This window comes from Methylomonas sp. BG-2 (assembly GCF_057766305.1).
The window spans coordinates 1-25,373 of sequence record NZ_JBYMAP010000035.1; the positions used below are offsets into that span (position 1 = coordinate 1).

27 protein-coding genes are annotated in these 25,373 nt (G+C 58.5%); 17 read left to right on the forward strand and 10 right to left on the reverse strand.

Going from position 1 to position 25,373, the window contains the following annotated elements:
* Window positions 1-362: 362 nt before the first annotated feature.
* Window positions 363-830 carry a nuclear transport factor 2 family protein gene (locus AC3B8H_RS05200; protein WP_488440560.1) on the reverse strand — a complete coding sequence of 156 codons (468 nt, stop codon included), beginning with the start codon at window positions 828-830 and terminating at the stop codon, window positions 363-365.
* A 351-nt stretch (window positions 831-1,181) separates the two neighbouring features.
* Between AC3B8H_RS05200 and AC3B8H_RS05205 the strand changes: the two genes are divergently transcribed.
* Entirely contained in the window at window positions 1,182-1,808 is a 627-nt protein-coding gene (locus AC3B8H_RS05205) for a TetR/AcrR family transcriptional regulator (RefSeq protein WP_488440561.1), read from the forward strand.
* Here AC3B8H_RS05205 and AC3B8H_RS05210 read toward each other — a convergent pair.
* Window positions 1,779-4,502, reverse strand: a complete 2,724-nt coding sequence (locus AC3B8H_RS05210) for a cation-transporting P-type ATPase (RefSeq protein WP_488440562.1) — start codon at window positions 4,500-4,502, stop codon at window positions 1,779-1,781. The genes AC3B8H_RS05205 and AC3B8H_RS05210 overlap by 30 nt on opposite strands.
* Window positions 4,503-4,622: 120 nt before the next feature.
* Between AC3B8H_RS05210 and AC3B8H_RS05215 the strand changes: the two genes are divergently transcribed.
* Window positions 4,623-4,826: a hypothetical protein gene (locus AC3B8H_RS05215; RefSeq protein WP_488440563.1), complete on the forward strand. Its 204-nt coding sequence runs from the start codon at window positions 4,623-4,625 to the stop codon at window positions 4,824-4,826.
* A gap of 46 nt (window positions 4,827-4,872) precedes the next feature.
* Here the strand turns inward: AC3B8H_RS05215 and AC3B8H_RS05220 are convergent, their stop codons facing one another.
* Window positions 4,873-5,628 carry a HesA/MoeB/ThiF family protein gene (locus AC3B8H_RS05220; protein ID WP_488440564.1) on the reverse strand — a complete coding sequence of 252 codons (756 nt, stop codon included), beginning with the start codon at window positions 5,626-5,628 and terminating at the stop codon, window positions 4,873-4,875.
* 204 nt (window positions 5,629-5,832) lie between these two features.
* On the opposite strand from AC3B8H_RS05220, the gene groES reads away from it, so the two are divergent.
* The 3 genes from groES (at window position 5,833) to AC3B8H_RS05235 (ending at window position 8,652) form a co-directional block, all read left to right on the forward strand.
* The gene (groES, locus tag AC3B8H_RS05225; RefSeq protein ID WP_064023967.1) at window positions 5,833-6,120 is read left to right on the forward strand and encodes a co-chaperone GroES; all 288 of its coding nucleotides are present in this window, start codon (window positions 5,833-5,835) and stop codon (window positions 6,118-6,120) included.
* A gap of 54 nt (window positions 6,121-6,174) precedes the next feature.
* Entirely contained in the window at window positions 6,175-7,815 is a 1,641-nt protein-coding gene (gene groL, locus AC3B8H_RS05230) for a chaperonin GroEL (RefSeq protein ID WP_488440565.1), read from the forward strand.
* Window positions 7,816-7,926: 111 nt separating this feature from the next.
* A complete protein-coding gene (locus AC3B8H_RS05235) occupies window positions 7,927-8,652 on the forward strand; it encodes an Hpt domain-containing response regulator (RefSeq protein WP_488440566.1) in 726 nt (241 codons plus the stop codon).
* Between the two features lie 10 nt (window positions 8,653-8,662).
* On the opposite strand, the gene AC3B8H_RS05240 is transcribed toward AC3B8H_RS05235, so the two are convergent.
* The 7 genes from AC3B8H_RS05240 to rsmA all read right to left on the reverse strand — a co-directional run bounded on the left by AC3B8H_RS05240 (window position 8,663) and on the right by rsmA (window position 17,492).
* On the reverse strand, window positions 8,663-11,581 hold the full coding sequence (locus AC3B8H_RS05240; protein WP_488440567.1) for a motility hub landmark protein FimV: 2,919 nt from the start codon (window positions 11,579-11,581) through the stop codon (window positions 8,663-8,665).
* 70 nt (window positions 11,582-11,651) lie between these two features.
* Window positions 11,652-12,674 (reverse strand): aspartate-semialdehyde dehydrogenase, encoded by a 1,023-nt coding sequence (locus tag AC3B8H_RS05245; RefSeq protein ID WP_488440568.1) that lies wholly within the window; start codon window positions 12,672-12,674, stop codon window positions 11,652-11,654.
* Window positions 12,675-12,678: 4 nt separating this feature from the next.
* Window positions 12,679-13,761: a 3-isopropylmalate dehydrogenase gene (leuB, locus tag AC3B8H_RS05250; RefSeq protein ID WP_488440569.1), complete on the reverse strand. Its 1,083-nt coding sequence runs from the start codon at window positions 13,759-13,761 to the stop codon at window positions 12,679-12,681.
* A 12-nt stretch (window positions 13,762-13,773) separates the two neighbouring features.
* A complete protein-coding gene (gene leuD / locus AC3B8H_RS05255) occupies window positions 13,774-14,418 on the reverse strand; it encodes a 3-isopropylmalate dehydratase small subunit (RefSeq protein WP_488440570.1) in 645 nt (214 codons plus the stop codon).
* A gap of 2 nt (window positions 14,419-14,420) precedes the next feature.
* Window positions 14,421-15,827, reverse strand: a complete 1,407-nt coding sequence (gene leuC / locus AC3B8H_RS05260; protein ID WP_488440571.1) for a 3-isopropylmalate dehydratase large subunit — start codon at window positions 15,825-15,827, stop codon at window positions 14,421-14,423.
* A 90-nt stretch (window positions 15,828-15,917) separates the two neighbouring features.
* Window positions 15,918-16,556 carry an adenylate kinase gene (adk, locus tag AC3B8H_RS05265; RefSeq protein WP_488440572.1) on the reverse strand — a complete coding sequence of 213 codons (639 nt, stop codon included), beginning with the start codon at window positions 16,554-16,556 and terminating at the stop codon, window positions 15,918-15,920.
* 141 nt (window positions 16,557-16,697) lie between these two features.
* The gene (gene rsmA / locus AC3B8H_RS05270; RefSeq protein WP_488440573.1) at window positions 16,698-17,492 is read right to left on the reverse strand and encodes a 16S rRNA (adenine(1518)-N(6)/adenine(1519)-N(6))-dimethyltransferase RsmA; all 795 of its coding nucleotides are present in this window, start codon (window positions 17,490-17,492) and stop codon (window positions 16,698-16,700) included.
* 308 nt (window positions 17,493-17,800) lie between these two features.
* Here rsmA and nifV point away from each other — a divergent pair, with 308 nt between their 5' ends.
* The 12 genes from nifV to AC3B8H_RS05330 all read left to right on the forward strand — a co-directional run bounded on the left by nifV (window position 17,801) and on the right by AC3B8H_RS05330 (window position 25,270).
* On the forward strand, window positions 17,801-18,925 hold the full coding sequence (gene nifV, locus AC3B8H_RS05275) for a homocitrate synthase (RefSeq protein WP_488440574.1): 1,125 nt from the start codon (window positions 17,801-17,803) through the stop codon (window positions 18,923-18,925).
* Between the two features lie 12 nt (window positions 18,926-18,937).
* Window positions 18,938-19,105 (forward strand): hypothetical protein, encoded by a 168-nt coding sequence (locus tag AC3B8H_RS05280; RefSeq protein WP_175463626.1) that lies wholly within the window; start codon window positions 18,938-18,940, stop codon window positions 19,103-19,105.
* A complete protein-coding gene (gene cysE, locus AC3B8H_RS05285) occupies window positions 19,087-19,881 on the forward strand; it encodes a serine O-acetyltransferase (protein ID WP_488440575.1) in 795 nt (264 codons plus the stop codon). The genes AC3B8H_RS05280 and cysE overlap by 19 nt, the downstream gene beginning before the upstream one ends.
* The gene (locus AC3B8H_RS05290; protein ID WP_488440576.1) at window positions 19,881-20,414 is read left to right on the forward strand and encodes a hypothetical protein; all 534 of its coding nucleotides are present in this window, start codon (window positions 19,881-19,883) and stop codon (window positions 20,412-20,414) included. The genes cysE and AC3B8H_RS05290 overlap by 1 nt, the downstream gene beginning before the upstream one ends.
* Window positions 20,415-20,489: 75 nt before the next feature.
* Complete coding sequence (locus AC3B8H_RS05295) at window positions 20,490-20,618, forward strand: hypothetical protein (protein ID WP_488440577.1); 129 nt, start codon at window positions 20,490-20,492, stop codon at window positions 20,616-20,618.
* A gap of 5 nt (window positions 20,619-20,623) precedes the next feature.
* Entirely contained in the window at window positions 20,624-20,938 is a 315-nt protein-coding gene (gene nifW, locus AC3B8H_RS05300; RefSeq protein ID WP_488440578.1) for a nitrogenase-stabilizing/protective protein NifW, read from the forward strand.
* Window positions 20,935-21,414: a nitrogen fixation protein NifZ gene (locus AC3B8H_RS05305; RefSeq protein ID WP_488440579.1), complete on the forward strand. Its 480-nt coding sequence runs from the start codon at window positions 20,935-20,937 to the stop codon at window positions 21,412-21,414. Before nifW ends, AC3B8H_RS05305 begins: the two co-directional genes overlap by 4 nt.
* Before the next feature lie 2 nt (window positions 21,415-21,416).
* Complete coding sequence (gene nifM / locus AC3B8H_RS05310; protein ID WP_488440580.1) at window positions 21,417-22,277, forward strand: nitrogen fixation protein NifM; 861 nt, start codon at window positions 21,417-21,419, stop codon at window positions 22,275-22,277.
* 1 nt (window position 22,278) lies between these two features.
* Window positions 22,279-23,574, forward strand: a complete 1,296-nt coding sequence (clpX, locus tag AC3B8H_RS05315; protein ID WP_488440581.1) for an ATP-dependent Clp protease ATP-binding subunit ClpX — start codon at window positions 22,279-22,281, stop codon at window positions 23,572-23,574.
* Between the two features lie 61 nt (window positions 23,575-23,635).
* Window positions 23,636-24,262: a Grx4 family monothiol glutaredoxin gene (grxD, locus tag AC3B8H_RS05320; RefSeq protein WP_488440582.1), complete on the forward strand. Its 627-nt coding sequence runs from the start codon at window positions 23,636-23,638 to the stop codon at window positions 24,260-24,262.
* A 24-nt stretch (window positions 24,263-24,286) separates the two neighbouring features.
* The gene (locus AC3B8H_RS05325; RefSeq protein WP_488440583.1) at window positions 24,287-24,817 is read left to right on the forward strand and encodes a flavodoxin; all 531 of its coding nucleotides are present in this window, start codon (window positions 24,287-24,289) and stop codon (window positions 24,815-24,817) included.
* A gap of 6 nt (window positions 24,818-24,823) precedes the next feature.
* Window positions 24,824-25,270: a SoxR reducing system RseC family protein gene (locus AC3B8H_RS05330; protein ID WP_488440584.1), complete on the forward strand. Its 447-nt coding sequence runs from the start codon at window positions 24,824-24,826 to the stop codon at window positions 25,268-25,270.
* The last annotated feature ends 103 nt before the right edge of the window (window positions 25,271-25,373 follow it).

Sequence of the window (25,373 nt, forward strand, 5' to 3'; positions counted from 1 at the left end):
GCGTACCCTGAAAACTTTGGGAAACAGCGAGTCAGTGAAGTGAAGACTACAGGTTGGCGATGCCCCGCTATCCAGCAGGGTGGGAGCGATAAATCGTAGAGAGTTGTTATGAGTTAAGCCTTGATGGCAAGTCGCAATAGTCTGGCGGTTGACGTCGGGCTTGCCCAGGCTATTTCACGATACAAAGCAGAGCCGGCCATGCGGGGGCATGAGGCGTAAGTTCCAAAGAGCGATAAATTGCGAAAGATCGCCGGGCCAAACCGAAGTTTGTCGCTTGGTGATGGTAACTTGACACGGATGGGCGAGTGCCTAGGGGGCGAATTTATTCGCCCCTGTTTAATTCCGGTGAAGTTTCTCGGCGCTCACAGACTCAATTCGGTCAAACCGGCATGATCGTCCGGGCGTCGGCCCAAAGGCCAATGAAACAAGCGCTCGTTGTCCTCGATCGGCAAATCGTTGATGCTGGCGAAGCGCCGCTGCATCAAGCCAAACTCGTTGAACTCCCAATTTTCGTTGCCGTAACTGCGGAACCAGTGGCCGGCATCGTCGTGCCATTCGTAGGCAAAGCGCACCGCGATGCGGTTGTCGGTATAGGCCCACAACTCCTTGATCAGCCGGTAATCCAGCTCCCTGGCCCATTTGCGTTGTAAAAATTCCTTGATCTGTTGCCGGCCCACCGGAAACTCGGCGCGGTTGCGCCAGCGGCTATCTTCGGTATAGACCTGCACGACCCGGTCCGGATCGCGGCTGTTCCAGGCATCTTCCGCCATTCGCACTTTTTGCGCGGCGGACTCGGCGGTGAAGGGCGGCAAGGGTGGTTTGGTTTCCATAATCAGCTCCAGGGAAGGGAGAAATGTCAGTGTAGACAATGTTGTCTACTGAAGGATGGTAGCAGGTGGTAGACGGAGTTGTCTACTGCTTGTCGGTTCGGAACCGTTAGTTGGCGGCCGGCGGAGCGGTCGGTATCCTGGCGAACGTCAAATTATGTGCGTTAAACCGTCGCTTGCTCAACCTTGCTTAGCGGTGCCACGCGCAGCTACGGCAGTCTAACGACGGCGGAAGACCGCATTGGTCTGCTTCATGGCCGGCGCAAAGCGATGAAAGGCCGTCTATCCCATTTGGCGCCGGCAAACCCGCTTAGTCGAAACGCCGGCGCGGTAATCCGCGCTACAATCGCCGGCATGAATGACAAAAGTCCATCGATAGCCGACAAACCGCCGCGCGAGCGCATTCTGCTGACCGCGCACGATTTGTTTTACCGCGACGGCATCCGCGCCACCGGCATCGACAAATTGATTGCCGAATCCGGAGTGACCAAGGTGACGTTCTATCGGCAGTTCGCCAGCAAAAACGATTTGATCCTGGCGTTTTTGGACTACCGCCACCAGCGCTGGATGGCGTGGTTCGAGGACGCGCTGGCCCGCCACGGCGGTAGAGAGGGTGGCGGTCTGGCGCCGGTGAGCTTGGCGATGGCGGAGTGGTTTGACAACCCGGTGTTTCGCGGTTGCGCGTTTATCAATAGCGTCGCCGAATTGGGCGGAGCGCTGCCGGAGGTGGTGGCGGTCTGCCGAGACCATAAGCGGGATATGGAGCGGGTGATTGCCCGTTTGCTGCCGGCTAGCCCTGCGCGCGCTGGTCTGGCCGAGGCGGCGGCGATTGCGGTGGACGGCGCGATCATCCGGGCTCAGGCCGACCCCCATCGTCCCGGCGACGAGGCCGCTCGGCGAGCCGCGCTACGCGGCCTGGAAACCTTGCTGGCGGCGCTATCGGCCGCCGGTTCAGCCGGGATTGAATCGGCGCCAGATTAATTTTTCGAGACCCACCATCGCATAAATCACCCAGCCGACTGCGAGGATTAACCACCATTCCTCGCGGCCGATCGGCGCGCTGCCGAACAAGGCCTGCATGGTCGGCCAATAGGTGAACAGCAGTTGCAGCCCTATCATGCTCAACACGCCGAAGATTACCCAAGGGTTGGAAAACACGCCGACCTTGAACATCGAATAGCGTAACGAGCGGCAGTTGAACAAATAAAACAATTCGCCGAATACGAAGACGTTGACCGCGACGGTGCGGGCCTTGGCGAGCGTTTCGCCTTGGCGGAGTTCCCACTCGAACAGCCCGAACGCGCCGGCCAGCAACAGCACGCCGACCAGACAAATCCGGAACGCCAGATGCTTGGTCAGTATCGGCTGGTCGGGGCTGCGCGGTTTGCGCCGCATCAGGCCGGGTTCCTTGGGTTCGAAGGCCAGCATCAGGCCCAGCAGCACCGCCGTGGTCATGTTGATCCACAAAATTTGTACCGGCGTGATCGGCAGCGCGACGTTGGCGAACACGGCGGCGGTAATCACCAAGCCTTCGCCGAGATTGGTCGGCAGGGTCCAGGCGATGAATTTAACCAGATTGTCGAACACGCCGCGGCCTTCCTCGATCGCCGCTTCGATGGTGGCGAAGTGGTCGTCGGTCAGAATCATCGCCGCCGCTTCCTTGGCGACTTCGGTGCCGCCCATGCCCATTGCCACGCCGATGTTGGCTTGGCGTAGCGCCGGGGCGTCGTTGACCCCGTCGCCGGTCATCGCCACGATGTGGCCCGCCGATTGTAACGCCTCGACCAGCGCCAATTTTTGTTCCGGGGCGATGCGGGCGTAAACCGAACAGGCCGCCAATGCTGAAGGATAGCTGGCTTGGTCGATGCGCTGCAGTTCGCTGCCGCTGATTACCCGCTCGGCCTGGCGCATGCCGAGTTGCTTGGCGATCGCCAGCGCGGTGGCCGGGTGGTCGCCGGTAATCATTTTGACGGCGATGCCGGCCCGGTAACAGGCGGCAATCGAGGCCACGGCTTCCGGCCGGGGCGGGTCCATCATCGCTTGCAGGCCGATCAGGGTCAGGCCGCCGGCGACTTCGGCGTGAGCCAGCGCGTCGTCGCGATGGTCGCGGCGGGCGAAGGCCAACACTCTTAGGCCCTGTTCGGCCATCTGTTCCAGTTGGCGGATCAGTCGCTCAGGGTTGAGCGCGACCGGCTGCATTTGAGCGTCGAACGCGCTGTCGCAGCGGGCCAACACGCTTTCCAGCGCACCCTTCACATAGATCCGCCGGCGGTCGGTTGCCGGATCATGGTTTAGCGTTGCCATGAATTGGTGTTGCGATTCGAACGGGATCGCATCCAGGCGGGGATGGGCTGCGGCGACGGCGGCATGGTGCAGTCCGGCCTTGTGGGCGGCCACCAGCAGCGCGCCTTCGGTGGGGTCGCCTTCAATGCGCCAGTGGTTGGATTCGGCGATCAGGCGGGCGTCGTTGCATAGCAAGCCGGCCTTCAGGCATTCCAATAGCGTCGGGTAGTTTTGGTAGTCTATCGTTTGGCCGTTGTGGCGAAATTCGCCGTCCGGGGTGTAGCCGGAGCCGCCGACTTGAAAATAGTCGCCGCCGACGTATATCGCTTGTACCGTCATCTGGTTTTGGGTCAGCGTGCCGGTTTTGTCCGAACAGATAACCGTGGTGCCGCCCAGAGTTTCGACGGCCGGCAATTTGCGGACGATGGCGTTGCGCTTGGCCATTCGCGACACGCCGATGGCCAGCGTGATCGTAATCGCGGCCGGCAAGCCTTCCGGTATCGCGCCGACCGCCAGCGCGACCGAGGCCATGAACATTTGCAGCATCGATTCGCCACGCCAGACGCCGACCGCGAAGGTCAGCACCGCGCAGCCGACGATGACCCACAACAGCCACTGGCTGAATTCGCTCATTTTTTGGGTGAGCGGCGTGTCCAGCTCGGTGGCGCCGGCAATCATCCGGTTGATTCGGCCGATTTCGGTGCGGTCGCCGGTTTCGACGACGACGCCGACACCGCTGCCGAAGGTGACCAGCGTTGACGAATAGGCCATGTTGGCGCGGTCGGCGAGTAGGGTTTCGACGGCCAGCATCGCCGGGCGCTTCTCGACCGGCACCGACTCGCCGGTCAAGGCCGATTCGTCGATTTGCAGATCGCGGATGCGCAGCAAGCGCAGGTCGGCCGGCACTTTATCGCCGGATTGGAGCACGACGATGTCGCCGGGTACCAATTCCGGCGCGGCGACGGCGCGGCGTTGGCCGTCGCGCAACACCGTGGCGCCGACGCTTAACGCCCGTGCCAGCGCGTCGATGGCGCGGACGGCGTTGAACTCCTGAACGAAGCCGATCAGCGCGTTGACTAGAACCACGCCGAAGATGACGCTGCTGTCCACCCATTCTTCCAGGAACGCGGTGACGGCGCCGGACAGCAGCAGGATGTAAACCAGGGGTTGGTGAAATTGCGATAAAAATAGCCGGACCGGCCCCTTGCCTCGGCGGGGGGTTAATCGGTTAGTGCCGTAACCGGCAAGGCGTCGTTCGGCTTCCGGTGCCGATAGGCCCTGGCCGATGTCGACGCGCAATTCGCGGAGCAGTTGATCTTCGGCGACGGCGTGCCAAACGGTTTTTTCGGCGGAGGGTGAACCGGCCTTGGTGGATCGTTTTCTGATGGGCATCGGCTTCCTTGAGGGCGGCTAAAATTTGCGCTTGTTCCTCGGTAATTATAGGGTTATAGTCCGAATCGAGGCCTAAGGCCTTATTTTAGAAAAATAAAAACAAAACAATTGGAGGTAGTTATGGGTGGAGTCATCGAGCTGATGGTGGTGATGCTGATCATTGCCGTGTTCGCATTCGCGCCGCTAGGGTACTTTATTTACATGTATACAATGAAAAACGGCGAGCCCTTCGGCGACATCGAGCCGCACGGCGATAGCGAATCGGCTTTATTGAATACCGTCGCCAGGACCATCGAAATGATCAGGCACAAAATCGGCAAATAAGTTTAAGGAGCGTCGAAAAAGCCGGGGCAACCCGGCTTTTTTGCGGCTAGCGGTTTGAAACGGAGCCGCAGGTCGGGCAAGCGGGGTTACGCTTCAGGCGCATGCTATGCCATTCCATCGTTAAGCCGTCTAACAGCAATAAGCGGCCGGTCAACGGCTTGCCGCAGCCAGCCAACAGCTTGATCGCTTCCAGTGCCTGCATGCTGCCGATGATGCCGGTGATGGGGGCAATCACGCCGTTTCTGGCGCAGTTTTGCAATTCCTCGCCGTCGTTTTGGTACAGACAGTTATAACACGGACTGTCGTCACGGCCCGGCGAAAAAACGCTGATCTGGCCTTCGAAACGGATGGCCGCGCCGGACACCAGCGGTTTGCCGGCCGCTACGCAGGCATGGTTGATTGCGAATCGGGTCGGAAAGTTGTCGCTGCAATCCAGTACCAAGTCGGCTTCGGCCACCTCGCGCGCCAGCGCGTCACCCGCCAGTTTGGCCTTGTGGGCCACAACTAACACCCCCGGATTGATTCTATTCAACGTCGCCTGGGTTGAAATCACTTTATCCAACCCTATATCGCCGGTGTCGTGAGCGATCTGGCGTTGCAAATTGCTCAAGTCCACTTGGTCGTCGTCATAAACCACCAGTTTGCCGACGCCGGCCGCGGCCAGATACATCGCGGCCGGCGAGCCGAGGCCGCCGGCACCGACGATCAGCACCGAGGCGGCCAACAGTTTTTGTTGGCCGGCGATGTCGATCTGCGGCAGCATGATCTGACGGCTGTAGCGGAGTAATTGTTCGTCGTTCATATCTTGTGAGGCGGGTCGGCAAGGCGCAGATGATGCCAAAGAGCTTGACAGAGTGCAAAAGCCGGATATTATTAGCACTCGTCGCTAGAGAGTGCTAATAACTCTGATGCGGTTTAAAAGCCGGTCCGTCGGATCGCCGGGGCTGAGTTTTAAAACGTTTCTTAAGCTTGTAACTATAACTTTATCCATATTCAGGAGACTTTGATGAACATTCGTCCGTTACATGACCGTGTAGTCGTTAAACGCGTGGAAGAAGAAACCAAAACCGCCGGCGGCATCGTGCTGCCCGGTTCCGCGGCAGAAAAACCGAGCGAGGGTGAAGTGTTGGCGGTAGGCGCGGGCAAGCCGCTGGATAACGGTCAAGTGCGCCCAATGGCGGTTAAAGTCGGTGACAAAGTGCTGTTCGGCAAATACTCCGGCACTGAAGTGAAAGTCGATGGCGAACAATACATTGTCATGCGCGAAGAAGACATCATGGGTATCCTGGGTTAATCCCGGTTTGCCTAACACCACATTGATTTCAAACTCATTTTTAGGAACTAAGAAATGGCAGCAAAAGACGTAAAATTTGGTGGCGATGCTCGTGCATTGATGGTCGCGGGTGTCAATATTCTGGCCAATGCGGTAAAAGTGACCCTGGGCCCTAAAGGCCGCAACGCGGTTCTGGACAAAAGTTTCGGCGCGCCGACCATCACTAAAGACGGCGTATCGGTAGCCAAAGAAATCGAATTAAAAGACAAATTCGAAAACATGGGCGCGCAAATGGTGAAAGAAGTCGCGTCCAAAACTTCCGACGTAGCCGGCGACGGTACCACGACTGCGACCGTTCTGGCTCAAGCCATCGTTAACGAAGGCTTGAAATCGGTTGCCGCCGGCATGAATCCGATGGACCTGAAACGTGGTATCGACAGCGCGGTAACCGCCGCCGTTGCTTCAATCGAGAAAGCGGCGATTCCTTGCAGCGACAGCAAAGCCATCGCTCAAGTCGGTACCATTTCCGCGAACTCCGACGAGTCAGTCGGCGCGATCATCGCCGAAGCGATGGAAAAAGTCGGTAAGGAAGGCGTCATCACCGTCGAAGAAGGCACCGGCCTGAACAACGAATTGGACGTCGTCGAAGGTATGCAATTCGATCGCGGTTATTTGTCGCCTTACTTCATCAACAAACAAGAAAGTATGAGCGTCGAATTGGACGACCCTTTCGTTTTGTTGTACGACAAAAAAATCTCCAACATCCGTGAAATGTTGCCGATCCTGGAAGGCGTGGCCAAATCCGGCCGTTCCTTGCTGATCATCGCCGAAGATGTCGAAGGCGAAGCGCTGGCGACTCTGGTGGTCAACAACATGCGCGGTATCGTGAAAGTCGCGGCGGTTAAAGCCCCAGGCTTTGGCGATCGTCGTAAAGCCATGCTGGAAGACATCGCGGTGCTGACCGGCGGCGTCGTGATTTCCGAAGAAGTGGGTCTGTCTCTGGAAAAAGCCGACATCAGCCAATTGGGTACCGCGAAACGCGTCCAAATCAATAAAGAGAACACCACCATCATCGACGGTGCCGGCGACGAAAGCCAAATCAAAGGCCGTGTCGCGCAAATCCGCGCCCAAGCCGACGAAGCGACTTCCGATTACGACCGCGAAAAACTGCAAGAACGTCTGGCCAAACTGGCCGGCGGCGTTGCCGTGATCAAAGTCGGCGCCGCGACCGAAGTGGAAATGAAAGAGAAGAAAGCCCGCGTCGAAGATGCGCTGCACTCGACCCGCGCCGCGGTTGAAGAAGGTGTGGTTGCCGGTGGCGGTACCGCGTTGATCCGTGCTTTGTCCGCGCTGGACGGCCTGAAAGGTATCAACCACGACCAAGATGTCGGTATTAGCATCCTGCGCCGCGCGATGGAAGAGCCTCTGCGCCAAATCGTCACCAACGCCGGCGACGAAGCGTCAGTGGTGTTGAACGAAGTCAAAAAAGGCAGCGGTAACTTCGGTTACAACGCCGCGACCGGCGAATACGGCGACATGATCGCGATGGGTATCTTGGACCCCGCGAAAGTTACCCGCTCCGCGTTGCAAAACGCGGCATCGGTCGCCGGTTTGATGATCACCACCGAAGTGATGATCGCCGACGCGCCGACCGACAACAAAGCCCCTGCAATGCCTGACATGGGCGGCATGGGCGGCATGGGCGGCATGATGTAATCGTCCGTTTAGCTTACGCTAAACTAACCCCGGTCTTCGCAGGAAGCCGGGGTTTTTTATTGCCGGCTGCTGGGCTTGCCTGCGTCGGCGCGATGAATAAGGGTGGCAGTGGTGGTGGAAAATTTCTCGGTATTGGTTGCCGACGACAACGACTTGAATCGCTGGTTGTTGCGCGAACAACTGGAAAATTGGACGGACAATATCCGCGAAGCCGGCGACGGCTTGCAAGCCTGGCAGGCGCTACGACAGACCGAATTCCGTATCGTGTTCCTGGATGTAAATATGCCGGGACTCGACGGCTTGGCGCTGATCGGCAAACTGCGCGCGAGTGACTTAATTTGGCGCGGGGTTCCGGCCGTAGCGGTGACCGCCCATGCCGGCGAAGACCAACATCAGGCCGCGACGGCTGCGGGGTTTGACGATTATTTGGTAAAACCCATCCGGCTGGGCCAGTTGCGGCAAGTCCTGGACCGATGGCTGGAGCCCGAGCGGCCCGGCGAATACGGCAGTTGTCTGCTGCGTAAAACCGGCGACAACCGGCGGCTGACGTTTAATTTACTGGAACAGTTTTTCGCCGAATTGCCCAATCAAGTGGCTGGCATCGGCGATGCCCTGCAGCAAGGTCGCGACGATGAGGCCTGGAAGATCGTGCATAATTTGCACGGCACGTTTTGCTTTTTCGAGTTTTCCGATTGTCGGGCGCTGGTCGAAGCGTTGGAAGCGGCCATCAAACATGACTCGCGCTCGGTCGCGACCAGTTTCCGGGCGTTTCAAGTCAGAATGGAATGGCTAACGGCGAACAAGGCCGCCGTCATGCAAGGCGTGACAGAGGAATGAAGCCGTTCCGTTATTTGAGTTCGTCCAGCAAGGCTTGCGCGGCCCGTTGCTGTTGCTTGGAGCCTTTTTCGAGGACATCGGTGGCAATGGATTTCGCGGTTTCGGTATCGCCCATGTCGATATAGGCCTTGGCCAGATCGATCTTGGTTTCGTACTCGTCCATATCGGTCAGGTCGGCAACGCCTAGATCCGGTGTGCCGTCCGCGCTGGTCGGTACGATCGGCGCGTCGAAGTCGAAATTGAAATCGAATTCGTCGTCGCTGCTCGTCAAACCGGGCGCTTCGCTGGTGCTGCTAGGTTTAGCGCTATCCTCAAAACCGGAAAAATCGAAGCTATCCAATTCCAATGTCTCGATGGTTGGCGGCGCGTCGTTGGCTTTTGGCTTCGCGGGTTCGGAAAAATCCAGTTCGAAGTCGAAATCGAAGCTGTCCGGCACCGTGGAGCTTGCCGTCTGCTTCGGCTCGGCGGCTTGGTCCGCGGGTATTTCCAATCCCGAAAAATCGAACGATTCCAGTTCCAGCTCCGCGCTGGCTATCGGGGGTTCCGGTGTTTTGAGGGATTCTTTCGGCGCGGCCGCTTGCTCGACATCGAAGTTAAAGTCGAAACTTTCCAGCTCGTCGTCTGCGCTGGCCGGTTCGGCCAGAAGGGACTCGGCGGGCTTTTCAGGAAGGGCCAAATCGAATTCGACGCTTTCGATTTCTGGCTCGGCGTTGCTGGGCGCTGGCGTGGCCGCTTCGGTAACGGTTTTGTCCTCAGCGGCAAAGGTGGCCAGATCGAAATCCAACGAGTCGGGCGCCGAAGCGACACTGGCGTCTGACTTGCGAGCTGGTGATTGAGTGCCGCCGATTTCGAAATCCAGGCTTTCCAGATCATCGTTAGTTGAGGACGATGCGGAGGCCAGATCGGTTAAGTCGAAATCCAGGCCGTCGCTTAAGCTGGCGTTGAGGTCCAGATCCAATTCGGCGAAATCGTCGTCCAGTGAAAACTCGGACTCTGCGCTTTGCGTGGTGGCAGCGGGAGGCGCCGGTTTGACGGTTTCGACCGGAGCGGGTGCCGCGGCGCCGTTTCCGCCGAATAGCGGAAGGTCGGGTGCGATTTCCATCGCCATGTCGCTGACCTTGTTCCAGAAGGCTTTGTCGGCGGTTTTGCCGGCCGCGGCGAGCTCCTCGACAAATTGCGAGAATCCGCTTCTGTTCTCGCTGGCGTAAAAAATTTCCAACAGCTTCAACTTACATTCATCGCGATGCGGTTGTTCGCTGATCGCGGTGCGCATCAACTCTTCGGCTTGTTGGTAGCGGCCGTAAGCGAGGTAGACATCCGCTTCCGAGATCGGATCGATTTCATTTTGATCGGTATCGAACGCGTCGAAATCGCTCGGCGTGAAATCGCTGATAAACGAGCTTTCGCCGACGGTACCGACGTCGTAATCGTCGGTGCTGCTGATGTCCATGACCGGCACCGACAGGCTGCTCTCGGTGTCGGGCATCCGGATTTGGCTGGCCGATGCGAACATGCTTTCGGTGTTGGTGCGTTCGTCGATTTTCCGCTTACGCCACAGCAGCCAGCCGAGCAAACCCAGCATGCCGGTGCCCAGGCCGCCGACGCCCCAGTAATACCAATCCGAATCGAAGAAACTCGGTTCCTCGACGGGTGGCGGTACTACCACGGGCGGTGGTGGACGCTTGCGCGGCTTGGCGGGTTCGGCTTGGGCCGGGGCCGGTTGGGCGGCCTCGCTAACCGGCGGCGGCGTGGTCGCGGCGGGTGCAGGCGGTGGTTCCGAAGCAGAGGCCGGTGGCTGAACCGGCGGCGCTGGCGGCTGTTGGGCAGGTGCCGGCGTGGGTTGCGGTGGAGCGACGGAATCCGCGGGGGCTTGGGCCGGTTTGTTGTTTTGCAGCGTGGCTAGCTGTTGGTCTTTCAGTGCCAACAACTGTTGCATCATGCCCAGCTGTTGCTCCAACTTTTCGATTCGGGCCTGCAGTTCCAACGCCTTGCCGTCGCCGGTTTGATCCGACGCGCCGCCCGCGCCCGCTTGCGCGGATTTTTCGGCGGTCTTGGCCTGACCCCCGACCACCGCGTGCTCCGGAATCTTCGCTTCGGCCGGCGCTACCAGTTCCAGCGGTTTGGCGGTTGAGGTTTCGGCCGGCTTGCGGGCGATGGGTTTGGCGGTATCGGCGCGCGGCGGTTTAGCTTGCGCTTGCGCCATGCCGTCGGTCGCCGGAATTTTCAGAACCGCGCCTTCCTTCAGTGAATTGATATTGCCGTTGAATGCGCCGGGATTCGCCTTATATAAAGCATTGAGCATTTGTTGCGCCGAAACCCCGCGTTCTTCGCTCAACTGCGTGGCGATACTCCATAAGGTATCGGAACGCTGCACCGGGCCGAATTCGCCGTCGGTGGCGATTGGTTGGGCCGGTTCGGGGGGCGCGGCATTGCGGATCGCTTTTCGCGGCGCGCTACGCACCGGTCGTTGCACGGGCTCCAGCGGTTCGGCACTGAAGGTTGGGGCATCGGCCGCCGGAAGAACGGGTTGGTTGTAGCTGGTAGGCGGATCGATCAATAAGGTGAACTCGCGCGTCATACTGCCTTGCGGCCAAGTGACTTCGAGCAAGAAATCCAGAAAGGGTTCGGTGACGACTTCGCGGGTCGTGACTTTGACCAGGATGGCGCCGTCGGCCTGTACCACCGGTTCCAAGCGGAGCTTGGACAGGAAGTAATTCCAAGGGACACCGGCCTGATCGAATTTCTCCGGCGGCGCCAGTTTGACCGAGACGTCGCTAGGGTTCTCTCCCTCGGCGACGCTGAGGCGGATTTGCGCGTTCAGATTTTGGTTCAGCGAGGAATGCAATTGTATGTCGCCAATGCCCAGCGATTGACCGCTGACGGGAGCCAGCAGGGAAACAACCGCTAAAGTCTTAGTAAAATGGCGCACATTGCTTTCCTTCACTGGTTTATACCTCGGTACTGGCGGAATCGCAGGTTAGACATGGGCTAAGGTTAGCCTAGATGTAACTTTTTACCAGAACCTCGGCGATCTGCACACTGTTAAGCGCGGCACCTTTCCGGACATTGTCGCCGACCACCCATAGGTTGATTCCCGTCGGGTGGGAAATGTCTTCGCGGATCCGGCCGACGAAGACATCGTCGTTGCCGGCCGACTCGGTCACTGCGGTCGGATAGCCGCCGTCCGCCCGCTCGTCCAACAAGGTTACGCCCGGCGCCTTGCTCAGCAGCTCGCGAACTTGCTCGACGCTGATCTTTTGCTTGGTCTCGATGTGCACCGCTTCGGAATGGCCGAAGAATACCGGCACCCGCACCGCGGTCGGATTGACCTGAATGCTGTCGTCGCCGATGATTTTGCGGGTCTCCCAGACCATTTTCATTTCTTCCTTGGTATAGCCGTTGTCCATGAACACGTCGATTTGCGGCAACACGTTGAAGGCAATCTGCTTGGGGTAGACCTTGGGCTCGATCGGCTTGGCGTTCAGCAGGTTCGCGGTTTGGGTCGCCAGTTCCTCGATCGCTTCCTTGCCGGTGCCGGACACGGCCTGGTAAGTCGCGACGTTGATACGGGCGATGCCGACCGCGTCGTGGATCGGCTTCAAGGCCACCAGCATTTGTATCGTCGAACAGTTCGGATTGGCGATGATGCCGCGATTTTTATACTCGGCGACTTTTTCCGGATTGACCTCGGGTACCACTAACGGAATATCGTCGTCGTAGCGAAATTGCGAGGTGTTGTCGATGACCACGCAGCCGGCGGCGGCGGCTTTCGGCGCGTATTCCGCCGACACCGAGGCACCCGGCGAGAACAGCCCGATTTGGACTTTGGAAAAATCGAAGGTGGCCAGATCCTCGACGACCAGCGAGCCGCCCTTGAACGGAATGCGCTTGCCGGCCGAGCGCTCGCTGGCCAGTGCGTAAACCTTCCCAACCGGAAAATTGCGCTGCTCCAGGATTTCGATCATCGTCTCGCCGACCGCTCCGGTGGCGCCAACGACGGCAACATCATAGGTTTTTGCCATGCTCTTAAACTCCTTTCAACGCGTTGAGGACGGCGTCGCCCATCCCCGAGGTGCTGACCTTGGTCGTGCCTTCCGAGTAAATGTCGGCGGTGCGGGCGCCGCTGTCCAAGGCGGCGTTGACCGCTTGCTCGATGCGCTCGGCGGCATCGCCACGGTTGAAGGTGTAGCGCAGCATCATCGCCACCGACAATATTGTCGCCAATGGATTGGCGATGCCCTGGCCGGCGATGTCCGGTGCCGAGCCGTGAATCGGTTCGTACATGCCCTTGGCGTTGGCGTCCAACGAGGCCGACGGCAGCATGCCGATCGAGCCGGTCAGCATCGCGGCGATGTCGGACAGAATGTCGCCGAACATATTGGTGGTCACCAACACGTCGAACTGCTTCGGCGCGCGCACCAATTGCATCGCGGCGTTATCGACGTACATATGGCTTAGCGCCACGTCCGGATAGTCCTTGCCGACTTCGGTCATCACGTTGCGCCACAGCTCGGTGACTTCCAACACGTTGGCCTTATCCACCGAACATAGTTTTTTGTGACGTTTTTGGGCGATTTTGAACGCGGAATGGGCGATGCGGCGGATTTCCGATTCGCTGTAGATTTTGGTGTTGATGCCGACCTTTTCGCCGTTTTCGGCAACATGCACCCCGCGCGGCTGGCCGAAGTAGATGCCGCCGGTCAATTCGCGGACGATCATGATGTCCAGGCCGGACACCACCTCCGGTTTCAAGGTCGAGGCATCGACCAGTTGCGGATACAGGATCGCCGGACGCAGGTTCGAGAACAGATTCAGTTCCGAGCGAATGCCGAGCAGTCCACGTTCCGGCCGCACCGCGTGGGCCAGCGGCTCCCATTTCGGTCCGCCAACCGCGCCGAGCAGCACCGCGTCGGCGTTTTTGCACAGGTTCAGGGTTTGCTGAGGCAGCGGCGTGCCGAAGGCGTCGTAGGCCGCGCCGCCAACCAGGGCGTTTTCAAAACTCAAGCCCAAGCCCATGTCTGCGTTCAGAAAGTTCAATACTTTCAAGGCTTCCGTGACGATTTCCGGGCCTATGCCGTCGCCGGGCAATACTGCGATTTTTTTAGTCATCTATCTACCTATCTAAACTGAAGCGTTCTGAAATAGCCACGGGGCGCGTTTGGCGCGTTCGATCTCGTAAGCCTTGATTTTGTCGGCGTGCTGCAAGGTCAAGCCGATATCGTCCAAGCCGTTCAACAAGCGGAAACGGCGATTTTCGTCGACACTGAACGGGATCGTCGCGCCGGCGGGCGTTGCGATGGTTTGGTTATGCAGGTCGATGGTTAATTGGTAGCCATCCGTGATTTCCCGGAACAAGCGATCGACCGTTTCGGCCAGCAACACGATGGGCAGAACGCCGTTCTTGAAGCAATTGTTGAAGAATATGTCGGCAAAGCTGGGCGCGAGAATGGCCCGGAACCCGTAGTCTTCCAAGGCCCACGGTGCGTGTTCGCGCGACGAGCCGCAACCGAAATTCTCGCGGGTCAGCAGAATTCGCGCGCCTTGGTATTGGGGCTGATTCAATACGAAATCCGGATTCAGCGGCCGCCGGCTGCAATCCATCTCCGGTTCGCCGCGATCCAGATAGCGCCATTCGTCGAACAAGTAGGGGCCAAAGCCGGCGCGGCGGATCGATTTCAAAAATTGCTTGGGAATGATCGCGTCGGTATCGACGTTGGCTCGGTCCAGCGGCGCGACCAAGGCGGTCAAAGTGGTAAAGGCCTGCATGATTAGCGTTCCTCCGCGATGTTGACGAAATGGCCGGCGATGGCCGCCGCCGCGGCCATCGCCGGGCTGACCAAGTGGGTGCGCCCGCCGTAGCCCTGCCTGCCCTCGAAGTTGCGGTTCGAGGTCGAGGCGCAGTGTTCGCCGGCTTCCAGGCGGTCAGCATTCATCGCCAGACACATCGAGCAGCCCGGTTCGCGCCATTCGAAGCCGGCGGCGGTGAAGAGTTTGTCCAGGCCCTCGGCTTCGGCTTGCTGTTTGACCAAGCCCGAGCCGGGCACGATCAGCACTTGCTTGACCGAATCGGCCTTGCGGCGGCCGTTGATCACCGCGGCGGCGGCGCGCAGGTCTTCGATGCGCGAGTTGGTGCAGGAGCCGATGAACACGCGATCGACCCGGATGTCGGTAATCTTTTGATTGGCTTGCAAGCCCATGTATTGCAGGGCGCGCAGCATGCCTTCGCGCTTGACCGGATCGGTCTCGGCGGCCGGATCGGGCACGGCGGCATCCACCGCCACCACCATTTCCGGCGAGGTGCCCCAGGTCACTTGGGGTTTGATGTCGGCGGCGCTCAATTCGACGACTTTGTCGAACTGGGCGTCGGCGTCGGAATGCAGGTTTTGCCAGTAGCGCACCGCCATGTGCCAGTCGTCGCCTTGGGGCGAGTAGGGGCGACCTTGGTAATAGTCGATAGTGACCTCGTCAACCGCGACCAAGCCGGCGCGGGCACCGGCTTCGATCGCCATGTTGCAGACTGTCATCCGGCCTTCCATGCTCAGCGCGCGGATCGCCTCGCCGCCGAATTCTATCGTGTAACCGGTGCCGCCGGCGGTGCCGATCCGACCGATAATCGCCAACACGATGTCTTTGGCGGTAACGCCGGGGCCTGCCTGACCGTTGACCTTTATCAGCATGTTCTTGGCTTTCTTTTGCACCAGGCACTGAGTCGCCAACGCGTGTTCGACCTCGGAGGTGCCGATGCCGAAGGCCAACGCCGCCGAGGCGCCGTGGGTCGAGGTGTGCGAGTCGCCGCAGACCACGGTCATGCCGGGTAGCGTCGCGCCCTGTTCCGGGCCGATCACGTGGACGATGCCTTGACGCGGGTCGTTCATGTCGAATTCGGTGATGCCGAATTCGGCGCAGTTTCTGTCCAGGGTTTCGACCTGCAAGCGCGATACCGGATCGGCGATGCCTTGGTGGCGGTCGCTGGTCGGCACGTTGTGGTCCGCGACCGCCAGATTGCGGGCGATGCGCCAAGGCTTGCGGCCGGCCATGCGCAGGCCGTCGAAGGCCTGCGGCGAAGTCACTTCGTGCAACAACTGCCGGTCGATGTAAATCAAGCACGAACCGTCGTCTTCGGTGTGGACGACGTGATCGTCCCAGAGTTTGTCGTATAAGGTTTTACCTGCCATTGAAGCTTCTCTATATCTGGGTAGGGTACGCAACGGCGCCGAATGCGGCGGGCGTACCGAGGTCAAGGCGCAAGGTACGCCACGCGTGGCTTACGCCAATGCGGCGAACAATTTGTCGGTGATGTCTTGCACCGAACCGACGCCGGCAATCGACGCGAATTTGGCGGATTGTCCCGGCGCCGAATAAAAACCGACCAGCGGCTTGGTTTGTTCGTGGTAGACGCTCAGGCGCTTGCGCACGGTGTCTTCGCGGTCGTCGTCGCGTTGGATCAGCGGCTCGCCGGTGACGTCGTCGATGCCTTCGGCTTTCGGCGGATTGAACACGACGTGGTAACTGCGGCCGGAGGCCGGATGCACTCGCCGGCCGCTCATGCGTTGGATGATTTCGTCGTCATCGACGGCGATTTCGACCACGTAATCCAACTCGACGCCCATGTTCGCCAACCCTTCGGCTTGAGCGATGGTGCGCGGGAAACCGTCCAGCAGAAAGCCGTTGGCGCAGTCGGCTTGGGCGATGCGTTCCTTGATCAGGCCCAAAATGATGTCGTCGGAGACCAGGCCGCCGGCGTCCATTACCTTTTTGGCTTCCAGGCCCAGCGGCGTACCTTCGCGGACCGCGGCGCGCAGCATGTCACCGGTCGAGATTTGCGGAATGGCATATTTCTCGGTGATGAACTGGGCCTGGGTGCCTTTACCTGAACCTGGACTACCTAACAGGATGATACGCATAGCTATGACTCCGGAGCGTGAAACAGGCGGGTCTTGCCTGGGAAAAGATGGAATGGGTTGACGGTTTCGGCGCGGCGCCAGCCCGCCGTTAAAAAACCCGGCATTTTATCGCAATTGATTGAGCTTGCCGTTAAAAACTTGTCAAGGATTTTCTGCTTGGAAATCGGCATGGTTGGCCAGTTGCGCAAACTCGGCCAGCGAGATCGACTCGGCGCGCAAATTGGCGTCGATGCCCAGTTGCTCGAACAATTCGGAGCCGACCAAACCTTTCAGCGAGTTGCGGATGGTTTTGCGACGCTGCGTAAAGGCTTGGCCGACCAGTTGCGCGAAATGCCGGAAATTCGCGACTTCGACCGGGGCGAACGCATGCGGCGCCAATCGGACGATGGCCGACATCACCTTGGGGGCCGGATCGAAACTTTCCGGCGGTACGTCGAACAGCCATTCGGTTTCGCAAAAATACTGCATCATCACACTGAGGCGGCCGTATTGCTTGCCGCCCGGTTCCGCGCAAATTCGCTCGACGACTTCCTTTTGCAGCATGAAATGCATGTCTTCGATGCGATTGGCGACTTCCAACAAATGGAACATCAACGGCGTCGAGATGTTGTAGGGCAGATTGCCGATTATGCGCAGTTTCTCGCCGGGTTGGGCTAGCGCGGCGAAATCGAAATTCAGCGCGTCGGCACTGTGTATCGTCAGTTCGGCGCGACCGGCGTATTGTTTTTGTAGGCGCGCGACCAGATCGCGGTCCAGTTCGACGACATCAAGCCGAATACCGCTGTCCAGCAGGGGTTTGGTCAACGCGCCCAAGCCGGGGCCGATCTCGACCCAGTGTTCGCCGGCCGTCGGGTGGGCGTGCGCCAGGATATTGTTGATGATCGCGGAATCGTGCAAGAAATTCTGGCCGAAACGTTTGCGGGGTTGGTGAGTCATGGGCGATGCGGAGTCGAGGTGGCGGAGTGTGTCGGCCTCTCGGCCGGAAAGACGGAGATTGTAGGGCATTTGCCTGTTCCGTGGGCAGTGTAGAGGGTTCGCCGAAAGTGGTCGCGGGGTGTTTGTAGGGTTTGCGACAAATTTCTTGCCGCTGGCCGGCTTGTCATGTCGGTGTTACGCCAACTGACCCGGTCAGTCCGCCAAATCTCTGGATTTACGCACTTGGCAAGTGTTTTGCTTTAAGCCTAGCAAGGGTGCAGTTAAGCCCAAATCACCGAATTGTTGCTGATTTGTATCGAGGTTCCAGCATGACATTTCCCGCCCGTTCCATCGTGATCGACGATACCACGCTCCGCGACGGCGAACAGTCCGCCGGCGTCGTGTTCTCGCTGGACGAAAAGTTGAGCATTGCCAAACAACTGGCCGAATTGGGCGTACCCGAGTTGGAAATCGGCATCCCGGCGATGGGTCAGCAAGAGCGGGACGAGATCAAAGCGATTGCCGGTTTGGGTTTGCCCAGCCATTTGTTGGTATGGTCACGGATGCGGCAGGAAGATTTGCAGCATTGTTTGGGCTTGGGCGTCGATACCGTCGATTTGTCGATTTCGGCTTCAGACCAGCATATCCAACACAAACTCAAACAAAGCCGCGCATGGGTGTTGGCAACGATAGACCGTTGCGTCAAGGCGGCGCTCGATGCCGGCATGCGAGTTTGCGTCGGTGCCGAGGATGCTTCCCGCGCCGATAGCGATTTCCTGGCGCAAATGGCCGAAGTGGCGCAAGCCGCCGGCGCCTGCCGAATCCGTTTCGCGGATACTGTCGGCGTGATGGAACCGTTCGGCGTTCACGACGCGATTCGTAAGCTGCGGGCCGTTACCGACATGGACATCGAAATGCATGCCCACGACGATTTGGGCTTGGCTACCGCCAACACCTTGGCCGCCGCGCTGGCTGGAGCGACTCACGTGAATACCACCGTCAACGGCTTGGGCGAGCGTGCCGGTAACGCCGCGTTGGAAGAAGTCGTCGTCGGTTTGAAACAACTGTACGGTATCGAGTCCGGCGTCGATTTGCGCAATTTCCCGGCCCTGTCTCATCGCGTGGCGACCGCGTCCGGCGACACGATAGGCAGTCGCAAAAGCCTGATCGGTCGCGACGTGTTCAGTCACGAAGCCGGTATTCATGTCGATGGTCTATTGAAAGATCCGGCGAACTACCAGGGCGTTGATCCGGCCTTGGTCGGCCGCAGCCATCAATTGGTGCTGGGCAAGCATTCCGGCAGCCAGGGCGTCGTTCACGCCTACCAACAACTGGGAATCCGAATCAACCGCTGGCAGGCCGGCCGTCTGCTGCCGATGATCCGGCAGTTCGTCAGCGACCATAAGCGAGCGCCGCAATCGGCCGATCTGAATCTGTTTTTACATAGCCTATAAGCGAGGTGTCCGATGAGTAGCAAGCGTCAAAAATCAGCCGTGCCGGTCAACGGCAAAGTGGAAGCGCCGGTTAGCAATCTGCCGCGGGACGAAGCGCCGGACGACCGTTATCCGGGGACCTTTTTCAGGGTGCCGGGCGTGCCGATGCCGGGTAAAACCACATGGAGCTTGGCAAAATGATGTTCTTCTCGCCGTCCCGTAACGCTGCCACACCCGGCTTATGGCGGGACTGGCGGGAAGACGTGGCCTGCGTTTTCGCCCGCGATCCCGCCGCCCGCGGCTGGCTGGAAGTCTTGTTGGCCTATCCCGGCGTGCACGCGGTATTGTTGTACCGGGTTACTCACCGTTTGTGGTTGGCCGACTGGAAGTTGACGGCGCGCTTATTGGCCGCGTTCGCCCGCTGGCTGACCAACGTCGATATCCATCCCGGCGCGACCATAGGCAAACGCTTTTTCATCGATCACGGCGCTTGCGTCGTCATCGGCGAGACCGCCGAAATCGGTAACGATGTGACCATGTACCACGGCGTAACCCTGGGCGGCACCACTTGGAACAAGGAAAAACGCCATCCGACGCTAGGCGACAACGTGCTGATCGGCGCCGGCGCCAAAATACTCGGCGCGATCACGCTGGGCAATAACGTCAGAGTGGGTGCCAACTCGGTGGTCATCAAGGATGTGCCGGCCTGCTGTACCGTGATTGGGATTCCCGGCCGCATCATTCAGCAAAAAGGCGTCAAGATTCAAGACCCGCGCGGTATCGATCTGGATCACCATCTGGTTCCCGATCCGGTCGGTAAAGCCCTCAGCTGTCTGGTCGAACGTTTGGACGAGCTGGAAAACAATCAGAAACGTTTCGTGGTGGCCGAGGAAACCTGCGGTAGTTGCGAGGCGGAAGGGGTTTGCCACGGCGAAGAAGCGACCGTCAAACTGCGGACCATAGCGGGTAGCAAATAATGGATTTGTTGCAATTCGACGCACAGGATTTGTATTACGAGCAGGAAGACAGCCAGGAAGTGCAGGACTTGATCAAATACGCGTCCGAGCGCTACGCCAACGGCGACGCGGAGTTGCCGCTGTTGCAAGCCTTCCTGAGGGCGCCGGAATCGTTGAACGTCTTGGTATCGTTGAACCGCTTTTATTATTACCAGCACCGCTTGGCGGAAGCCTTGATCATTTCCGAGCGGGCACTGGCGCTGATTCGGCCCGGCATCGATTTCCCGGAAGACTGGCGGGTGCTGGAGCGGAGCCACGTTACCGGAGCGCCCAAGGAATTGTTGACCCGCGTCCGTTTCTATCTGTTTACATTGAAGTCGATCGGATTTTTAAACATGCGCCTGGAAAATCTCGAGTTGAGCCGGGGCATATTCGAAAAGCTGGTGGCCTTGGACGAAAAGGACCGGATAGGCGCGCAAGGTTTGTTGGAATTGGTGATTCGGCGCCAGGAAGCAGCCGAAGGGATTTTCCGGTTGCCGGACGTGTTTGGCTAGGGATTGCCCGCCGCGATAGATGTAAATAACCCTGGGCGATGCCCGTTTCGCTCACTCAACCTGAAGGTGAATGCCGTGATTAAACGAAAGTCCGACCCGTTTTTGGCGCAGACCTCGGCGATGTTATTGATTTTATTGGTCGTATACCTGACTGGCGCCAACGCGGCGCTGCCGGGTGTCGATTTCCCGTTATCGATGAGGTAATTCTGATGAGTTTCGAAGAAGAAATGGAAGAGATGGAAGCCGCCGAGGACTTCCTGGTGTATTTCGGGCTGGAATACGACGCGACCGTGGTTCACGTCAATCGCCTGCATATTTTGCAACGTTTCCACGACTACCTGAGCCAAGCCAAGGACAGCATGCCGGAAGACGAGGATGCGATGCGGGAAATCTATAAAAAATTGTTGCAACGCGCTTACGGCGACTTTGTTGGTTCCGACGCGCAAACCGAGAAGGTCTTCAAAGTCTTCAAGATGATGGAGCCGCAAACCGTATTCGTATCACTTGGCGATATAAAAACATGATAGAAGAACGCTTCGACGAAGAACGCTTCGAATTCGGTGAAGCCGTTCGGGTCACCCGTAATGTGCGCAACGATGGCACCTACCCCGGCATGGAGATCGGCGATTTGTTGATACGGCGGGGTAGCGTCGGCAACGTCATCGAGGTCGGCACTTTCTTGCAGGACCAGGTAATTTATACCGTGCATTTCCTGGCCCACGGCCGGATGGTCGGTTGCCGGGCTGAAGAGTTGATTTCGGCCGACGCGGTTTGGAAGCCCAGTCGCTTTGAGTTTCGCGACAAGGTCAAGTGCACGATAGACCTGGGTGTGCAAGGTAACGTCATCGCCGCCAAGGGTAGCGACGGCGAGATTTTGAAAGTGCTGCGCGACACCGAACCCTTGCAGTACCACGTGCGCTTTCCCGGCCGAACCCTGCAAGTGCCGGAGAGCGTGTTGGAACCGGCCGACCCAAGCAAGTTCCGCGAACCGGAGGAGTAACGATGAACCAGACGGCGGACGTCAAAATTGAGCCTTATACTTTGCTGCGAGCGGCGTTGAACCTATTCAAGAAAGCGCCGGCCGAACTGGAGCAGCCCCAGTTGAAGCAAGTCGAGATACAGGCCCGCAACGAATTCGAAATCGAGAGCCGGGTGTTGAATTCCGACGAGGCGGCCGGGGTTGTCATTTCCGATATCGAACTGGAGCGGGCTTATCAGGATGTGCGCGGCCGTTTCGAGGACGACGACGGCTTTTTGGCGGCGTTGGCGGCCAATCATTTGGACGAACAGGCGTTGCGAAGTGCCTTGCACCGGCAATGCAGGGTTAACACCGTGCTCGAGCGCATCGCGGCGCGGGCACCCAAGGTCAATGAGGTCGAGATCGGCATTTTCTACCACTCGCACCCCGAAAAGTTTCACAAGCCGGAGCAACGCAAGGCCCGGCATATCGTGATTAGCATCAATCCGGACTACCCTGAAAATGTTCGGGAAAAAGCCCTGGAACGGATGACGGAAGTGATTGAAACGTTACGGCGCAAACCCCACAAATTTCCCGATCTGGCCTTGAAGCATTCGGAATGTCCGACCGCGATGCAAGGCGGCGAACTGGGTACCGTGGCCGCCGGCGTGTTATATCCGGAACTCGACGCCGCCTTGTTTGCGCTAAAAGAAGGTGGTATCAGCGATGTTGTCGAGACCGAAATGGGCTTTCACGTGATCCAATGTCTAAAAATCATCCCGGCGGAAACGCTGTCGTTGAAGAAAGCAACCCCAAGGATTCAGCAGATCATGCAGGATCGATATCGCAGAAACTGCCAGCGCACCTGGTTGGCCAGCCTGCCGACAAATAAGAGAGGTGTTTAACATGACAAAAGAACCCAAGCATTGTTCGTTTTGCGGCATAGAAGCGTCAGCCTCGGTGCCGATGATCGCGGGCACCGAAGGTTACATCTGCGAAGCTTGCGTGACCTTGGCCAGCCAGGTCGTGTCCAGTTGGGGCAAGAAGAAGGAGTTGGCAGACATGCAAGGTCCGCTACCCAAGCCCAAGGAAATGAAGAAAATGCTCGATCAATACGTGATCGGGCAGGACTTGGCGAAGGAAATCCTGTCGGTCGCGGTGTATAACCACTACAAACGCTTAAAGCACGAAACCAGCAAAACCGGCGGTTTGGGCGATGCCGATCCGAAAGTCGAAATCGGCAAGTCCAACATCTTGATGATAGGTCCGTCGGGCACCGGCAAGACGCTGCTGGCCAGCACCCTGGCGAAAATTGTCGGCGTGCCGTTCGCGGTGGCTGATGCGACCACGCTGACCCAGGCCGGTTACGTCGGCGACGATGTCGAAAACATTCTGGTCCGCTTGCTGGACGTGGCCGACGGCCAGATCAGCAAGGCCGAATGGGGTATCGTCTACATCGACGAAGTGGACAAGATCGCGCGCAGTCCGGAGCAGGCTTTCGGCACCCGCGATGTGTCCGGCGAAGGCGTGCAGCAAGCGCTGCTGCGTTTGGTGGAGGGCTCGCAAGTCAAGGTGCCGACCAAGGGCCGCCGCAAGGACCATAGCGGTAGCGATTCGGTCATGGTCGATACCAGCAACATTTTGTTCATCGCCGGAGGCGCTTTTCCGGGCTTGGAAAAACACGTCGAGAAACGGCTTCAGCCGCCGAAAACCGCGATCGGCTTCCACGCCGAGGTCAGCAACCCGGACGATAAGCCGACCCTGGAAGCAATGTTGAACGCCACCCAGCCGGACGACTTGAAACGCTTTGGCTTGATTCCGGAATTCATTGGCCGCTTTCCGGTCTTGGCGCCGCTGGAGCCGCTGGATGTCGATGCCTTGATCCAGGTCTTGACCGAACCGAAAAACGCGCTGGTCAAGCAATATCAGCAGTTGTTCGCCTTTGACGATGTCGAGTTGGAACTGACTCAGGACGCGTTGGTTGAAATCGCCGAAAAGGCCATCGCCCGCAATACCGGCGCGCGCGGTCTGCGCGGCATCATGGAACACGTCTTGCGTAAAACCATGTTCGAATTGCCGTCCAAGGATAACGTCACTCGGTGTATCGTCAACGCCGAAGTCATCCGCGGCGAAGCGGAAATTCAGGTGGTCGAGCGCGACAACCCGGACGAACCCGATCTGCAACGCTCGTCGGCGGGCTAACCGCCAAGGGCGCCGGCCGCTTGGCCGGCGCCCTTATTTCCAATTCAATCAGGCTTAGTTTATGTCCACTGTCAGTACCAAAGAAAAAATTTTGAAACAATTGGCCGAAAACCCGGTGATCATTTATATGAAAGGCGTGCCGAGCGCGCCCGAGTGCGGTTTTTCGGCGAAAGCGGTCGGTATCTTGAATGAAACCAAGGTGCCTTTTGCCTACGTCAACGTGATGCAAGCACCGTTCATTCGCGAGCGATTGCCTTCGGTCTCGAAATGGCCGACTTTTCCGCAATTATTCATCAAGGGCGAACTGATCGGCGGCGCCGACATCGTCGAATCGATGTACAACGACGGTAGTCTGTTACCGTTGCTGCAAGCCGCCGTGACGCCGGACGATCCGGCCGCCGCCAGCCAAACCATTACCCAATCCGAAGTCGAGGCCCTGATTTTGAGCGCCTATCCCGGTGCCAAGATCGAAATCGAGGGTCAGGGCTGCGACTTGGGTATCGTCGTCGTCAGCGAACTGTTCGCCGGGCAGACCATGATCAAGCAACATCAAGGTGTCATGGAAACTCTGAGCGAGCCGCTGGCTTCCGGCCGTCTGCACGCGGTCACGCTGAAGACGTTTACGCCGGAGCAACTCGCCGCGCAGCAACCGGCCGCCAATCCGGGGCTGCTGCAAATCCAACTCTAATTTCGTCAACAAGGAGTAAACCATATGGCAAAAGTAGGCATTTTCTTTGGAACCGATACCGGCAACACCCGCAAATTCGCCAAGCAAATTTCCAGCAAACTGGGCGATATCGCGGACAAACCGGTCAACATTAACAAAGCCTCGGTCGACGACCTGCTGGCTTACGACGTGTTAATCCTGGGCTCGCCAACCTATGGCGAAGGCGAATTGCCGGGCATGAGCGCCGGCCACGATAACGAAAGCTGGGAAGAATTTCTGCCCACCGTGACCGGCGCGGATTTCAGCGGTAAAACCGTTGCCCTTTACGGCTTGGGTGATCAGGAAGGCTATCCGGGCCATTTCGTCGATGCGTTGGGCTTTTTGTACGATGCGTTCGCCGATGCCGGCGCTAATATCGTCGGTTTCACCAGTACCGAAGGCTACGAGTTTAAAAAATCCAAGGCAGTGATGGGTGACCAGTTCGTTGGGCTGGCGTTGGATGAAGACAATCAGAAAGAATTGAGCGAAGGCCGTCTGACGGCTTGGCTGGATTCGATTTCTTCAGCCTGGGCATAATAGCTCATGATCGAAGAACAGGCTGTGGTGACCCGAGTTGGCCTTGATGGGCGGCCTTGGATCAAAAGCCTGCAAACCAGTGCCTGTGGAGCTTGTCTGCAAAAGCAGTCGTGCGGAACCGCGACACTGGCAAAAGTATTACCCAAGCGTGAATTCGCCGTCGATTCCGAACTGGCCCTGCAAGCCGGAGATCGGGTCGTCGTCGCGATCGACGACAGCCATTTGGTGCTGACTTCGCTGTTACTGTATTTACTCCCCTTGTTGCTGATGTTTGGCGGTTTGGGGCTGGCGCAATGGCTGCTGCCGGCCGCGCTGATTGATGCCTGGTTGCCGGAAATCGCCTTGTCGACGCTGTTGCTCGGCTTCTGGCTGATTCACCGCTCGCAAAATTTGCTATTGCTGCAACTCTGTTTCCGACCGCAAATTGTCCGCAAATTGGCTGGCGAAGCCTGATTGCTGTCTTACCCTCCGATTTTCCCGCCCTCGCTCCGATCCTCTTGGTACTTGACCCTTTCGGGTAGGCGAAATGCCAACGGCCGAGCGTCCAAAACTGAAT